This window comes from Dyadobacter sp. CY343, from assembly GCF_021390335.1.
Lineage (GTDB): Bacteria > Bacteroidota > Bacteroidia > Cytophagales > Spirosomataceae > Dyadobacter.
On sequence record NZ_JAJUXK010000004.1, the window covers coordinates 634,955 to 649,912 of the forward strand.

At 47.0% G+C, this 14,958-nt stretch carries 13 protein-coding genes; 2 read left to right on the plus strand and 11 right to left on the minus strand.

Annotated elements, in window-relative coordinates; translation table 11 throughout:
* Positions 1–10: 10 nt before the first annotated feature.
* The 4 genes from LZG94_RS14625 to LZG94_RS14640 all read right to left on the minus strand — a co-directional run bounded on the left by LZG94_RS14625 (position 11) and on the right by LZG94_RS14640 (position 4,060).
* Entirely contained in the window at positions 11–1,279 is a 1,269-nt protein-coding gene (locus LZG94_RS14625; protein WP_233792609.1) for a sorbosone dehydrogenase family protein, read from the minus strand.
* 91 nt (positions 1,280–1,370) lie between these two features.
* Positions 1,371–1,808, minus strand: coding sequence for a hypothetical protein (locus LZG94_RS14630; RefSeq protein ID WP_233792610.1), 438 nt, complete (start codon positions 1,806–1,808; stop codon positions 1,371–1,373).
* A gap of 61 nt (positions 1,809–1,869) precedes the next feature.
* On the minus strand, positions 1,870–2,424 hold the full coding sequence (locus LZG94_RS14635) for a DUF2911 domain-containing protein (RefSeq protein ID WP_233792611.1): 555 nt from the start codon (positions 2,422–2,424) through the stop codon (positions 1,870–1,872).
* A 43-nt stretch (positions 2,425–2,467) separates the two neighbouring features.
* Entirely contained in the window at positions 2,468–4,060 is a 1,593-nt protein-coding gene (locus LZG94_RS14640) for a serine hydrolase (RefSeq protein ID WP_233792612.1), read from the minus strand.
* A 127-nt stretch (positions 4,061–4,187) separates the two neighbouring features.
* Here LZG94_RS14640 and LZG94_RS14645 point away from each other — a divergent pair, with 127 nt between their 5' ends.
* A complete protein-coding gene (locus LZG94_RS14645) occupies positions 4,188–5,330 on the plus strand; it encodes a DEAD/DEAH box helicase (RefSeq protein WP_233792613.1) in 1,143 nt (380 codons plus the stop codon).
* Here LZG94_RS14645 and LZG94_RS14650 read toward each other — a convergent pair.
* The 5 genes from LZG94_RS14650 to LZG94_RS14670 all read right to left on the minus strand — a co-directional run bounded on the left by LZG94_RS14650 (position 5,327) and on the right by LZG94_RS14670 (position 12,131).
* Positions 5,327–6,442, minus strand: coding sequence for an exo-alpha-sialidase (locus tag LZG94_RS14650; RefSeq protein WP_233792614.1), 1,116 nt, complete (start codon positions 6,440–6,442; stop codon positions 5,327–5,329). The genes LZG94_RS14645 and LZG94_RS14650 overlap by 4 nt on opposite strands.
* 57 nt (positions 6,443–6,499) lie before the next feature.
* Positions 6,500–7,507 (minus strand): NAD(P)H-dependent glycerol-3-phosphate dehydrogenase, encoded by a 1,008-nt coding sequence (locus tag LZG94_RS14655; protein WP_233792615.1) that lies wholly within the window; start codon positions 7,505–7,507, stop codon positions 6,500–6,502.
* A 291-nt stretch (positions 7,508–7,798) separates the two neighbouring features.
* Complete coding sequence (locus LZG94_RS14660) at positions 7,799–9,226, minus strand: efflux RND transporter periplasmic adaptor subunit (protein WP_233792616.1); 1,428 nt, start codon at positions 9,224–9,226, stop codon at positions 7,799–7,801.
* 60 nt (positions 9,227–9,286) lie between these two features.
* The gene (locus tag LZG94_RS14665; RefSeq protein ID WP_233792617.1) at positions 9,287–10,780 is read right to left on the minus strand and encodes a TolC family protein; all 1,494 of its coding nucleotides are present in this window, start codon (positions 10,778–10,780) and stop codon (positions 9,287–9,289) included.
* A gap of 115 nt (positions 10,781–10,895) precedes the next feature.
* The gene (locus LZG94_RS14670; protein ID WP_215234705.1) at positions 10,896–12,131 is read right to left on the minus strand and encodes a nucleoside recognition domain-containing protein; all 1,236 of its coding nucleotides are present in this window, start codon (positions 12,129–12,131) and stop codon (positions 10,896–10,898) included.
* Positions 12,132–12,266: 135 nt separating this feature from the next.
* Between LZG94_RS14670 and LZG94_RS14675 the strand changes: the two genes are divergently transcribed.
* Positions 12,267–12,734 (plus strand): hypothetical protein, encoded by a 468-nt coding sequence (locus LZG94_RS14675; RefSeq protein ID WP_233792618.1) that lies wholly within the window; start codon positions 12,267–12,269, stop codon positions 12,732–12,734.
* Between the two features lie 34 nt (positions 12,735–12,768).
* On the opposite strand, the gene LZG94_RS14680 is transcribed toward LZG94_RS14675, so the two are convergent.
* Together LZG94_RS14680 and LZG94_RS14685 are read right to left on the minus strand one after the other, a co-directional pair.
* Entirely contained in the window at positions 12,769–14,238 is a 1,470-nt protein-coding gene (locus LZG94_RS14680) for a T9SS type A sorting domain-containing protein (RefSeq protein WP_233792619.1), read from the minus strand.
* 13 nt (positions 14,239–14,251) lie between these two features.
* Positions 14,252–14,902, minus strand: a complete 651-nt coding sequence (locus tag LZG94_RS14685) for a hypothetical protein (RefSeq protein WP_233792620.1) — start codon at positions 14,900–14,902, stop codon at positions 14,252–14,254.
* Positions 14,903–14,958 lie beyond the last annotated feature (56 nt).

Here is a 14,958-nt window from a genome sequence, read left to right on the forward strand (position 1 = left end):
AATTAACTGCTTACTGGGCAGCCACGCGCCAGATCGTACCGCCGCTATCATCGTTTACCAGCATAGAACCGTCGTCCATCACCGTCACACCCACCGGGCGACCATATACTTTCTTTGCACTCTCGACAAAACCCGTCAGAAAGTCCTCAGGCTTACCGGCAGGTTTCCCATTTTTAAACGGAACAAAAACTACCTTGTATCCCGAGAGCGCCGACCTGTTCCACGAACCGTGCTGGCCTACAAATGCACCATTCTGGTATTTCGTCGGAAACTTGGTCTTATCATAAAAAGCCAAACCCAGCGAAGCAGTATGCGACCCTACCGGAACGTCCGGCACGATCGTTTTTGCTACCAGCCCGGGATTCTCTCCTTTTCTTCTCGGATCTTCATTTTGACCAAAATATGCGTAAGGCCAGCCGTAGAACCCGCCTTCCTTCACACTTGTAATGTAGTCAGGCACGAGGTCATCGCCCAGTTTATCTCTCTCGTTCACCGCAGTCCACAGTGTTTTGCTACCCGGAGCCCAATCCATTCCAACCGGATTTCGAAGTCCGCTTGCATACACCCTTTCGCCACTTCCGTCGGGATTTACTTCCAGGATATTAGCTCGTCGTTTTTCCTCCTCCATCCCGTGATCAGCCACATTACTGGCAGAACCAACTGAAATATAGATTTTGGAACCATCTGCATTTGCAAGCAGATTCCTAGTCCAGTGGTTATTATACCCGCCAGCCGGCAGTTCAACGATCTTCTCGCCTTTGCTGGTAATTTTGGTTTCGCCCGGTTTGTATGGATATCTGTATAGTCCGTCGGTATTAGCGACATAGAAAAAGTTGTTTAACACTAACATTCCCAAGGGCTTATTCAGCTTCTCCATGAAAATTTCGCGCATTTCAGGCTTACCATCCTTGTTCACGTCACGCAATAATGTGATCCTGTCGGCACTTTTCTTGGTCGCAGATTCGGCTACAAAAATGTCTCCGTTCGGCGCAACGTAAGTCCACCTCGGGCTATCCAGCTTGTCGGCAAACTTGGTTACGGTGAACCCTGCGGGCGCGGTGGGCATTTTCCCTTCCGGCCAGCCAGCTTCCTCGGGCCGGTTTTCCGCCGATTCGGTCGCAAACGGAGCTGGTAAAGTGAGTTTGTCAGTCTGAGTTGCGACGGAATCGGGGCCTTGTTGTTGGGCCTCCTCTTTTTCCTTTTCGCTTACCTTGCTGTTACATCCGATTACCGAAAATCCGGCAAGCAGGCACAGTAGGGCGAGTTTGTTGGTGTTCATATTTGGTTTTGGTTAAAAGCAAAAAAGCAGGTCAAAGTCTTTCGACCTCAACCTGCTTTTGCAATAATAATGCCAGTAACCACCGACTATGCTATACTAACCCTCTCTCCTTTAACACAGCCTGCTCATCGCCGGTAATATATGCGAAGATTTTGAGTTCATTTTTTCTGTTTTGTATAAAATAAATCACACTAAACTCCATCGAATTTTCACTACCGTCCTTTTCATAAAAGGATTCCCACCGCACATCGACGAGGTAATGCATCTCGTTCAGTTCCGTAATATCGATCTGCCTGATCTCCATTTTAGTAATCCCGATCGACCGGTAGAATTCGTAACCTTTCGGGACTGCTTCGAGAAACTGCGCGTCATTTTTTCCACCTGAAATACCTACCGGACTGGCTTCCACAAAAAAATCTGCGAAAACTTTGGCTGTATCTTCTGCCACGACTTGTCCCGCCAGCCCTTCTTCAAAACGCTTTTCATACTCCTCGAAAAATGCCTGAATCTGATCATTTATATCTTCCATCGTTCCTGTTCGCTTTGTTGATTGCGGGGTAACGACAAAGAACTATGCCAACATTGGGGGATCAGAATGTCACAGGCACTTCCACGACCGTCTTGTCCCAGCCGAGGAACATCTTTGCTGCTGTGTCAGATGTTTTTTCAAATACAATGGAAAAGTTTTCAATGGGCGCCTCAGCTGATTTTACCGGTACAGTTACGCGCGCTACATCGTTCGCTTCCTTGTACTTATAAGCGCCCCAGTAATCCAAGTCCGAGCTCAGGATCAGTGTCCACTCTTTTGCATTGGGAATGGCAAACAGCGAATAGGTACCAGCTTTCACTTTTTTACCGCCGAATGTGGCATCCTGATAGAATTTGATCTCGGTTGCTTCATCCGCGCCTACCCGCCACACTTTGCCAAAAGGTTCCAGCTTACCGAATACCTCGCGGCCTTTTAGCGCCGGGCGGCTGTATGAGACTTTCACAAGCGCCTTATCGCCGTCTTTCCGGTCGTGGGCAAATCCATCCGGGAAGTAGGCAATATCCCTCGGACTTTTATCTAATCCTTTGAATTTCTGCGCTTGCGACGCAAAGGCAATCATAACCAGCAACAGGGACAGGAAAATGTTCTTTTTCATAAAATGGTTGTTTTTTGGATTAAAATATAAAAATGCGAGCAACTCAGGCTATTGCTTTTCCTTTCAGAACCGGGCGTTGGTCTTTGGTATTGCCTAAGATCGCCAAACTTCTTTTAAACTCGATCTGTATACTATCTCCTTCAAATTTGCATTGAACTGTTTCATAATGCGCCGTTTCAATAAATCGCCAGGTCATTTCAAATGTGCTGTCGTCGATCCAGGCTCCATTACAAGCGATTTTGGTCAGTTTTTCTCCGGGTACGGGTGTTAATACTAATTTGAGCGGCATGGTCGATAAATCTGTCAAGCCTACTTTCCAGTTCCCCAGCCCGTTTACGACCAGGTGTTCTCCTCTATCATCCTGCAACCGGAAGAGGCACCAGCCTTTGTCAAAATCGAAGGATACCTTTTTGATATTCAAGCTATTGTCAGCAATACTAAAACTTTTCTCTTTCAGCTTTGCGGCCGGGTCGGCAGCTGGCTTCCCGGCGGTGAGCGGCAATGCGAGCGTGGTCAGTTTTTTCTGTAACTGCGCCACCTCCTCTTTATCGGAAGGTACGCCGGCGCTTTTGACCGATTTCAATATGTGGTTCCATACGTGATCGAGGATCGCCTGCATATTGCCGGTTTCGCTCGTAATTGCGACTACCATATCTTCTTTCGGCAGCACAATGCAATATTGCCCGTAAGCTCCGTCGCCGCGGTAAGCGCCATTCCGGCACCGCCAAAACTGATAGCCGTAACCTTGCAGCCAGTCATTTTCTTCCTTTGGCCGTGAGCCACCTTTGGATTCGATATGCGAGCGGGTAGCCTCTTCGACCCAAGCCGCGGGAATCAGCTGCTTTCCATTCCACTCGCCCTTTTGAAGGTATAACTGGCCGAACTTGGCAATATCCTCTGTTTTAACCCGCAAACCCCAGCCTCCGGTATTGATACCATTCGGGTCCACTTCCCAGTCCATTCCCTCGATCACCAGCGGATCGAACAATCTTGGTTTCAGATATTCCAAAAGCGTTTGTCCCGTGAGTTTCTGAATAATCGCAGAAAGCATGTAGGTAGCGCCGCTGTTATACACAAAAAAAGTCCCCGGCTCGTGCTCAACCGGCAGCGCCAGAAATGACTTGACCCAGTTCTTGCTATTGGCCCCGCGAACCGATCCCGTCGTATCCTTATCGTGCCCGGTCGACATCGTGAGCAGATCTTTCACCCGCATTGCAGCCAGATTGGCGCTGATCGTAGCGGGTTTATCTTCCGGAAAAAAGGATACTACCTTGTCGTCTACTTTCAATTTTCCCTCCGCCACAGCCAGTCCGATCGCGGTGGATGTGAAGCTTTTACTCAGCGAATAAAGTGTGTGCCGCAACTCGGGATTGTAAGGTGCCCACCACCCTTCGGCCACCACTTTTCCCTGCCGTAATACCATTAAACTGTGCAGGTTCAATTTTTCGGCTTCCACCGCATTTACAAAATCAAGTATTCCTTTGGCGGAGATCCCCTGAGTTTCCGGAGAACTTCTCACCAGCTGACCGTAAGAAGGCGCCGCCGCCCAGGAGGATGCGGGTATTGCACTCAATACGCCCAGTTGCAGGGCCCCAAATCCTAATTGCTGTAAAAACTCCCGGCGATTGTAAGACATATTATAAGGAGAAAAATGTTCGTAATGTGCTGTATCAGGCGAAGGCCAGACGTTTTGACTAATTTGTTTACAGGTAATGGTATCTTTGCCCTCTTTCTAAAAAATCCGATTAACCGGCTGAAAACTTATGTCTTTCGAATCTCTTGGCTTGTCTGAACCATTACTAAAAACCATTGCTGAACAGAATTATACTCAACCTTACCCTATTCAAGAGGCTGCAATTCCTGCTATATTGAAAGGAAATGATGTTTTGGGCATTGCGAAAACGGGTTCGGGAAAGACAGCCAGTTTTGTTTTGCCTATTCTGGAATTGTTTCAAAATAAACCAGCTGCCGCAAACCGGCATATTTCAGCATTGATCCTGGTACCTACAAGAGAGCTCGCGGTTCAGGTAGGTGTTGTTTTTCAGACTTTTGGAGAGAGATTACCGCGCAAGGTTAAAACTATGGCGGTTTACGGGGGCGTTTCTATTAATCCGCAAATGATTGGTCTACAAGGCGTTGAGATATTGGTAGCCACGCCGGGAAGATTACTGGATCTGCTTTCATACAAGGCGCTGAATATATCCCAGACACAGATCCTGGTTCTGGACGAAGCGGACAAAATGCTGAACCTGGGTTTTGCAGAGGAAATGAAGGATATCTTTTTTCTTTTACCCAAAAGCCGCCAAAGCATTCTCTTTTCGGCGACGCTGGGCGATGAAATTGACCAGATCAACAAAACGCAGCTGAAAGATCCGGTGCGTATTGAGATCGAAGAAGAAGAACAGCATATTGATCAGATCAGGCAAACCGCCTATTTCGTCGACCCCGATCGCCGCGGGCCTTTGCTGCGGTACCTGATCAAAACGCAGGAAATGCAGCAGGTGCTGGTATTTGTTTCCGCTACCCGGACTGCTGACAATCTGGTTGAAAAGCTGAACAAAAATGGCATTCAGGCAATGGCGATGCACAGTAAAAAAAGCCAGGGCGCGAGAACCGAGGCTTTGAATAAGTTTAAATCAGGAAAATTGACGGTATTGGTGGCAACCGATCTGGTGGCACGGGGTATTGACATTCAATTTCTGCCTTATGTGATCAATTTTGAGCTGCCGCGCTCGCCCAAGGATTATGTACACAGGATCGGACGGACAGGCAGGGCCGAAGCTTCGGGACAGGCCATTTCGCTGATCTGTCCCGAAGATGTGCACCATTTTAAGATCATCCAGAAAAAAATGGGTAAGCAAGTCGAAATGTTCGAATCTTACGATCTGGAACTGATGGGCTACTAGTTTTTGCCCTTTTTGGCAAGCTCAACAATTTCCTTTTTGCTACCAGACCAGAATGCGATCTTCTGACGGTTGTAAGTATAGGTGACCGCCACCGAATCGCCGAAACTGATAATCGCCGGGTAAGAATATTCATCCTCCTTTTTGCCGGTAGCAATATCCAGTTTATCGGTCCAGTTCTTTCCGTTATCATAAGACATGATCAGCGAAAGCGGCGAGCGCGAGCCCCAGTTTTCGTTATCAGGATTATAGGCAAGTACCAAGGTTCCGTCTGTGAGTTTGGCAAGATCAATGCCGCTGTTCGGGTTCGGCAGATCGGTTTTCTTGATCTCAGACCAAGTTTTGCCATAATCTTTTGAATCGCTGCGTGCAATAACGCCACCGGTTGTACGCACGAGCATATGAACATTGCCGGGTTGAGATTCCCAAAGTGTTGGCTGAATGGCGCCTTTTCCTTTGATCTGCATCGTATCGATCTTGAAATAGGGACTTTCCTTCCAGGTTTTACCTTTGTCCGTACTTCTGTCCACAAATACCTCCCACCGGTTTATTTCATTCGAAGAACCGGCCAGCCAGTCGCCGTTTGAAAGTTCTATCAATTTATTTTTTACCGGACCTCTTCCACCTTTATCCCCTTTTACAAGCTCGTAAGCTTCCGACCAGGTATTCCCATTGTCGGTAGATGTTTTCACCCACGTTTCCCAATGCGCGATCTCTTTGCCCACTTTGAAATACAGGATCACTTTTCCGTCCGCTGTTTTTTGCAGAACGGGATTCCAGTGCGCATCTTCCCTAATCTTGGCAACTTCCACCGGCGTACTCCATTTGCCCGGCCTGCCTTTTGACAACCAGATACCCACATCCGGATTCTTCTCCTCTGTACCTCCAAACCACGCGATCAGGAACTGGCCATCGTCCAGGCGGACCAAAGTCGATGCGTGACATTGCGGGAACGGGCGGTCGTCGCCGAAGACGAATTCCTTACTGGATGCCAGTGAATCGGCCACTTCTTCCTTCGCCGTTTCCGATGTTTTTGAGTTGCAGGAAGTGAGCAATATAGTACCGGCTAAAAGCGACGCTGCCAGACCGGCAAAGAGATTTTTTGTAATACGCATATTATAGTTTAAGGATACGATGTCAGGAAAATACCATCAAATAGAGGAAACGGGCTATTACTTCAACACTTTCTTCAAATCATCCATCACCATTCCCGGCGCCTGCTCTTCGTACAGGATCCTGTAAACAGCGTGGGTTATCGGCAGGTTGACGTGATACAATTTGTTGATCTCGTAAATACTTTTGGTAGCATAATATCCCTCCGCGATCATTTTCATTTCCAGCTGCGCCGCCTTCACACTATATCCGCGTCCGATCATATTGCCAAACAACCTGTTCCGGCTAAATTGGGAATAGGCAGTTACGAGCAGATCACCGAGGTAGGCAGAAGAACTGAGGTTCCGTTCGCGTTTATCAAGCGCAGTAACGAGGTTTCCGATTTCCTGCATCGCATTCGATACAAGTACAGCCTGGAAATTATCACCATAGCCCAAACCGTGCGTGATACCGCAGGCCAGCGCAATGATATTTTTCATGATCGCAGCATATTCGACGCCGTACAGGTCGTCGAGCGGATTGGCGGCTACGTAGCGGCAGGTCATTAATTTGGCAAAATCCTCCGCTGCGGGGCATTCGGTGGAGGCGATGGAAAGGTAGGACTGTTTTTCGAGCGCGACTTCCTCCGCGTGGCAGGGGCCGGCGATCACACAGGTATCTTTTAGTTCGATGCCAAATCTTTCGGAAGCCCAGTCGGTGATCAGGATATTCTGACCAGGGATCATTCCCTTAATCGCAGATACGATCCGTTTTCCCTGTAAATGTTTGACTGAAAGATCTTGCAAAGCTTCTTCTATAAATGCCGCCGGAACAGCCAGGATCACATAATCTGCTCCTTTTACGGCATCGGTCGTTTTCTCAAAAACTTTGATTTTTTTCGGCTGCAATACCACGTCGCTGAGGTAGCTCGGATTGTGGTGGTACTTGCGGATGTGCTCAATATCTTTCTGATTGCGGAGCCACCAGCGGATCTGCACATTGTTCTGTTCGCACAATATCTTGATCAGCGCAGTTGCCCAGCTGCCGCCGCCTATTACGGCGATTTTTGTTCCATTTAAAAAACTCATGCAGAAAATGTCTAAACCAATCTGACCTGAATCATCACATTCAGGCCGGTTTCAAAAATGAGAAGTTTTTGACAGAAACTGCAAAATTAAGGCTATTGTTTTTGAGAGAGTTCGCGGAACGCAATTACAGCAGCTCTGGAAGTGCTTTATGGCAAAATAAGCTAAATAACTGACAGCTAATAGCTTACTTACAACCTCAGTGTTTAGGCATAAAAAATCCTTGCAGCAAAGCCGCAAGGATTTTCCTTTTTAACCTAAACTAAATCGAACTTATTACTTTTTTACAACGTATCAGTTTGCGTTTTCATTTGATTTTTTTTCGTCTTTTTTCACCTCTTCCTTCTTTTTTTCTACGAGGTCGCCATTATTTAGATTTTTAGACACGACAATGTAAGGTCCGGAAATGATTTTGTCGCCGGGTTTCAGACCGGAAAGAATCTCGATGTTTTCAAAATCGCTGATACCCGTTTTCACTTCTCTCGACTCTGCCTTTCCGTTAACATCCACGAAAACAACCTCTTTGATCGCAACTTCCTTCTTAGGCTTTTTATCATCTTCTTCCGACTCCGCATTCTCCTGCGGCGGACCTTCCGGCTGGGCTGCAGGAGGTGTGTTACCGCGCGTCGTTACAGCCGCGATCGGAACCGAAACAACGCCGTTCTTACGGTCGGTGATAATATCAACCGAAGCTGTCATACCAGGCTTGAAGGGATAGGATTTTTTCGAACGCGACGACATCAAATCACTGAAAGATTCATTCAATATCTTCACCTTCACTTCAAATTCTGTCACTGCATCCGCAGAAGTGCTGGATAGCGACGAACCGGAAGCCGAGGAAGAAGCCAGTCCGGCTGCTGTATTTGCAATTTCCTTCACGATACCTTTGAACTTGCGCCCGGACGAGCTGTACGCGTCCACATCGATTTCAGCAGTATCGCCGAGTGAAACCCGCACAATATCATTTTCATTCACATTCACCCGCACTTCCATATTGGCCAGGTTGGCGATGCGCATCATTTCGGTACCGGCCATTTGCGAAGTACCCACCACGCGCTCGCCGGCTTCCACATTCAACAGAGAGATAATACCGCTAACAGGAGCAAATATGCTCGTTTTACGAAGGTTTTCGGCTGCATCGCGCATACCTGCCTCGGCACTTTTAATATTATAGAGCGCCGCCGATACGTTCGCCTTGGCTGACTCAAGTTCCTGCTGTGCTACGCCGTAAGTCGAGGAGAATTGCTCGAAATCTGCCGCCGATATTACTTTGTCGTTGTAGAGTTTTTTATTTCTGTCAAAATTAGCTTTTGCCTGCACCAGTCTCGCTTCTGCCTGCGCTACCATCGCCTTGGTCTGCTCATAATTGGCTTTACTCGAGTTAACCGAAGCCTGCGCGCGCGCCATCAGTGATTCGTAATTGTCGGGACGGATCTTCAAGAGTAACTGACCTTTGGAAACCGAATCTCCCTCAGCTACATTCAGACTGATAATTTCACCGGATACATCGGGGCTCAGCTTTACCTCCACCTCGGGCTGTACTTTCCCGGAAGCGGTTACCCTTTCGATAATATCCGTTTTCCCCACAGTTGCATATTCAACCTCCGTGGTTTTCGGCTTGCCTATGTAGCCCGCCTGTTTCGCTCCAAACAAACCGGCTACGAGAAGTAATACAAGACCTGCTGTAATCCACCAGATTCGTTTCGAAGATTTACGTGCCATAAAATTTGGGGTTACAATTAATGATTGTTTGTTGAAATAAGACAGAGGATAATGTTTTTGTCAAAAATCTGAAAGCGGGCGGTTCATGTAGAAATCGAGGATCTTGGTCCTGAAAACGTAATCATATTTGGTCTGAACCAGATTTCCGTTGGCCCGGTCGAGATTCGCTTTGGCAATATTAAATTCTACCGAATTGATCGCCCCCACATCGAAACGTACCTGCGACACCCTGAAAGTTTCCGCCAAAGCCTGCACCTGATTAGCAGTCGCCGAATATCTTTTTGCCGCATTTGTCATATCAATATAAGCCTGTTCCACATTTTTGCGGATCGTAAGCTGTACCTGCTGTGCCTGGTATTCGTACGTTTTCTGCTGGATCTTCGCATTTGCAATATTGTATTTCACCCTGAAATTGGAGAAAATGGGTATTGTCAAATTCAGGTTGAGCGCCGAGTTTCTGTTGAAGTTCAGCTGATCCAGGTAACCAAAAGTCCGCAGCGAACCGTTTGGCGTGCGTACTTTCTGGACGATCGGCAACTGTTCTTCATTGTAAAGAATGTAATCTGTCGGCGACACTACCTCGGTGATAGACTCCCCGGAACCGTCGGAGACGAAACGCTCTTTGGGCGCCGCGCTCGAAAACGTGGTGTAAACACCGCCGCTTAATGTGAGGGAAGGCATTCCTGCGCCGCGAGCCAGTTCTACATTCGTTTTGGCCGCTTCAATGCGCATATTGGCTGCCCGCATCTGGGGAAGATTGTTCAATGCGGTTTCGTAAATCTCCTGGATCGTAGCGTCGTAAGCTTGCAATGTAGGGTCTTTCACTTCTATTTTGACCACATTGATATCTTCGCTGCCGGAAATATTCATGTATTGTTTCAGGTTCAGCTTGGCAGTTTCCAGGTTGTTCTGCGCATTTACCAAAGTCAGCTCATCGTTCGCGAGCTGCGCTTTCAGGTCGAGCAGGTTGTTTTCTGCCAGTGTTCCCGCCGCAACCAGTTTGGCGGTACGATCAACCTGCAATTGAGATGCATTCACTTGCAACTGCGCCACGTCGATCAGCTCCTGATTGGTGATCACCTGCAAATACGAGAGCGCCACATTAAGCATAATATCGTTTCTGGCCGCATCAAGGTCTTTCGCACTTGCCTGGTAATTGGCGTCGTTGAATTTGATATTATTCTTAATTTGAAAACCGTTGAAGAGCGTGATCTGACCACCTAGCTGGTAGTTATTGGAGCTGATATTCTGCTGGACGAACTGGTTGGTAAAAGGGTCAATATTTCTACCGAAACTAAATCCCTGGCCAGCACTGAAGCTGATACTCGGCCACCGCTGCCACTTGGACTGCTGGTAAATATTGTTGTTGGATTGAACAGTCAGCTCGGATTGCTTGATCTGCGGATTTGTTTCCAGCGCAATGCGGATACAATCTTCGAGCGAATAAGTGTTAGCCGGTTGGTTCACATCCTTTTGCGCAAAAGTGGCTTCTACTGGAACAATCGCACAAATTAGAAGAAGTGATAGTGCGGATTTTAGTAACGATTTTAACATGGGCCGTCCAGAGTTAGTTGATCAATATTAGTGTTTAGGCTAAAAAACAACCATCCATTTTATACGGACGGTTGCATAACAGGGGTAAAAGGGTCATGCTGAAAATGAAGCAAAATCAGTGAAAAAATAAGTATCCAAGCCAGATTCCCGCGAGAACCCCCACAAAGTCAGCAATCAGCCCGGCTACGATGGCGTATCTCGTATTCTTGATCCCTACTGAACCGAAATAAAGTGCTACAATATAAAGCGTCGTATCGGCCGAGCCCTGGAAAATACATACCAGTCTGCCGACAAATGAATCAGGGCCAAATTCCTTCATCGCGTCAATCATCAAAGCCCGCGCGCCGCTCCCGCTCAGCGGTTTCATCAATGCGACCGGCAATGCGTCTGTAAAATCAGTGTTCATGCCGGTTAGTGCAAAAAGGTATTTCAAACCATCGATCAGATAATCCATCGCCCCGCAGGCCCGGAATGCGCTGATCGCGACGAGCAGCCCGACGAGATAGGGAATAATAGTAACCGTAGTCGTAAATCCAGCTTTCGCCCCGTCGATAAACGATTCGAACACATTGATCTTTTTATACAATGCAATACCTAAAAAACCCGCTATCACCGCCAGCAACACAGAATTACCGACAAAAATGGAAATGGTTTCGATCTGTTCTTTCGGCAATCCCGAGAGGTACCAGAGCAGTAGCGCCAAAAGTGCCGTGATACTGCCCAGCCAGAGCATAATAGTCCTGTTAAAAAGGTTGATCCGCTGCCAGCTCGCGGTAATGATCATCGCCACCACCGTCGTAATATAAGTACCTACCACACAGGGAATAAAAACATCGGAGGGACTTTCGGCACCCAGGATCGCCCTTTGCGCGATAATGGACAGCGGGATGATCTGTAAACCCGAAGTATGCAAAACCAGAAACATGATCTGTGCATTGGAAGCGGTATCCTTGCTGGGGTTCAGGTCCTGCAAACTTTGCATCGCGCGTAAACCAAACGGCGTAGCTGCATTATCCAGACCCAGAAAATTGGCGGAGAAATTCATGATCATCTGCCCGTGCGCGGGGTGATCTTTGGGTACTTCGGGGAAAAGCTTGTTGAAAAACGGACCGATTATCCGGGCGAGCCGGTTGATAATGCCCGCTTTTTCACCCACATTCAATATTCCGAGAAAGAATGTCATGACGCCCGTCAGCGGCAATGCGATATCCATTACCGCAACTTCGGCCATTTTAAGCATTCCTTCGGTTATCTCCTTGAATGTCTGCACATCCCCGGTCAGCACGAATTTTAGAAAAGCGATTACAAAGGCGATGACAAAAAAACCTACGAAAATATAGTTCAACGCCATAGTCTGAATCGGAAAAAGGGAGCAGGATTGATCATGATTTGTTTACAATGCGGGAAGGAAAATATTGCATTTAATGCAAATAACAAAAGTATATTGCAAAGCTGGAACTGATCTCAAACCAAACCTTACTTTCAAATGAAATATTGTTACCTGTTTGTCCTGGTAATACTGTTCGCATGCAAAGGGCAAAATGATGCAAATAGTACAGGCGATCAATCGAACATAGTTGTAAATGACACGATTGCGCTGGAAAGAAAAGAAGTGGAGACCGGCCCGGTAGCGAGTTTCAGCGAGAAAGTTAAGGATCCTTTAAACGACTGGCGGTTTTCAGTTGAAGTGTATGAAACCAAGTCTACCTTCGACTATCTGATCAAAATGAAATACAAGGAACTGGAAGCCGAAGATGCATTGAAGATACCAAACTTCGGCATTGAGCCAAAAGTGGAGATCCAGAAAGGCAAGGAAGAGCAATCCTGCATTATTGGTTTTCTGGATAAAAAAGGAGAATTCAAAGAATATAAGCTGGTGAAGATCGAGGGCGGCCAACTAAAAATCTCAACGATCCGGCACTACGCGCGGACACGGTATAAGGTGAAGAAGTAGGGAGGAACGTCAGTTGCGAGATGTTTTTAGTTCTTTATTGCAATACTACACGAACACTTTTTGATTCAAGATTTTTATAAATCAGCACGATCTGGTACACACCGCGCGGCAGATCAGATACATTGAGCCGTAGCATTCCGTCAGTCACTACATTTACAGATTTCAGCTCCCTTGACCCTGCTTCGCTGATTATTTTGATCTGCTCAGGAATCTCAACAGTATTCCGTTCACCCAATGCAATATCAATGTAATCGTCGGCTGGATTAGGGTGAATACTGGGAGTGGGCGTCGCCTTAACGCAATTATCAACACAAATCGTAATCCCCTTCTGAACAGAACCAAAGCAGTTGCTGGCAACGACAGTCACACCATAGCAACTGTTTACATACGAATTGAAATAGGCCGAGCCGCCATTATAGTTCAGAATCGTATTAGCCGGATCGCTGCTCACCCAGGAACTGAAATTCGTACCAGGCTCGGCAGTTTCCGCATGAAGCGAAACGCCAGATCCATTGCACATAAAATCCGGCGAGCCGCCGCCATTCTCGGTGACAAGCAAAGATGCCGCCAGTGGGGCGCTGCGTTTCACATTGATTGTATTACTGAAAGCCGAAGTAACCCCGCATACGGCAGACGTGGCTGATACTTTCACAGTTCCACTGGATACCCCGGTAATTTGCGCCGTATTGGTGTTTCCGGAATTAGCAGTGATCCCTCCGGTGGTTACCCAATTATAGGAGCTGGCATTAGTCGCAGAAGCGGTAATTGTTTTAGGATTGCACAGGAGGATGTCTCCCGAATTGATGACAGGTTTTGTTGGAAGCGGTCTGGTAATAGCTAGTTGTGAGAATGTTTCAAGATTCAAAACATCGCCGCGGGACGCAACAACTTTAATGGTGCCGCCAGTATTTTTGGTAGGCGTTAGTGTAATGGAAGCTCCGCTACCGCTTTTTGCCCAGCCTGCCGGATACGACCAGGCATAATTTGTGGCATTAGTGGCTGGGGTTACGGAGACCGTAATTGGCGCAGTACCGCAGCTGAACTGGTAACTTCCTGTGTAGGCGACTCCATTGATTTTGATATTACCCGGTGTTCCCAGGTATTTTATGGGAATCGTTTTTGTCACCGTCAAACCTACTGGGCAATTCTTACATCCATCTGCTTGACTTGCTGGCTTGTCAGTTGTTACTTTAATTGTTCCATTGCCATTCACGTTATTCCACTTCACGTCAACTTTCGTAGCTCCGTCTGCAATAAGGGTTGTGGAATTATTATTATTAAAAATCCCATTTGTAACTTCCCACTTAAACTTGCAATGACTGCCCTCCTGACAGTCTTCGAAGTCTAAAATATTTGCCGAATACTGGTGCAGATTTTGCCCGGGCATTGCGCTGTTACAGCCATTCGCATCACATGTCATCTGGACGGTTTGTCCCAGGACAGCAGTATTAAGAAAAATACAGCCGCTGACAAGCAGAGTTTTACCAAGTGATAAAGTTCTCATGATAGATGATTTGTTAAAAATGATATGAAATATTAAACATGTAAAAATTATCCAATGAAATCGTCCACATCATGTTTTCGTTAATAATGTCTCTATTGTGAGCGATAAGGCTCCGGTGATGATACGCTAACGAGCCGGCCAACTCTGCCGAAAGGGAAAGGCGATCGAGAACCCTGTACTTTAATCCTACGAGTGGATTTGCAGACAAATCATATCTTCTGGATCCGCGTGCATCTGCCGGATTGTATCGATCATAGGCAAATGCGAAACCGAGATCCATCCCACAGTACAATTGATGCCTGCCCGAATTGAAATGAATTTCATAACCGATCCGTTGGTAGCCGTAGCCAAATTTGGAAGTCGTAACACGAACTGTATCCAGGCGAGGGCCGTCTACAACGACGATGTATTGTACCGACTTTGTCTTTCCAAATTCAATATTTTCAAAAGCCAGCCTGAATGCTCCTTTTTCGTTAGGCGAATATCTGGTCATGATTCCCATGTGCCCAGTGGCAATGAGAGGGTACAATTTGAGGGTAACATCCCATTTAAACGGCAATTTCGCATCTACTGCTTTTTCGGGCGGCTTCGTCGTTTGCTGACTGAAAGCGTCTGCTCCCAACCAGCAGATGGTTAGGAATGCTAGAAGAAGTGTCTTTTTCATGGATTAATTTGCATTAAGTTAATAATGCAAATCAACCAATAATTGATCAGTCGATA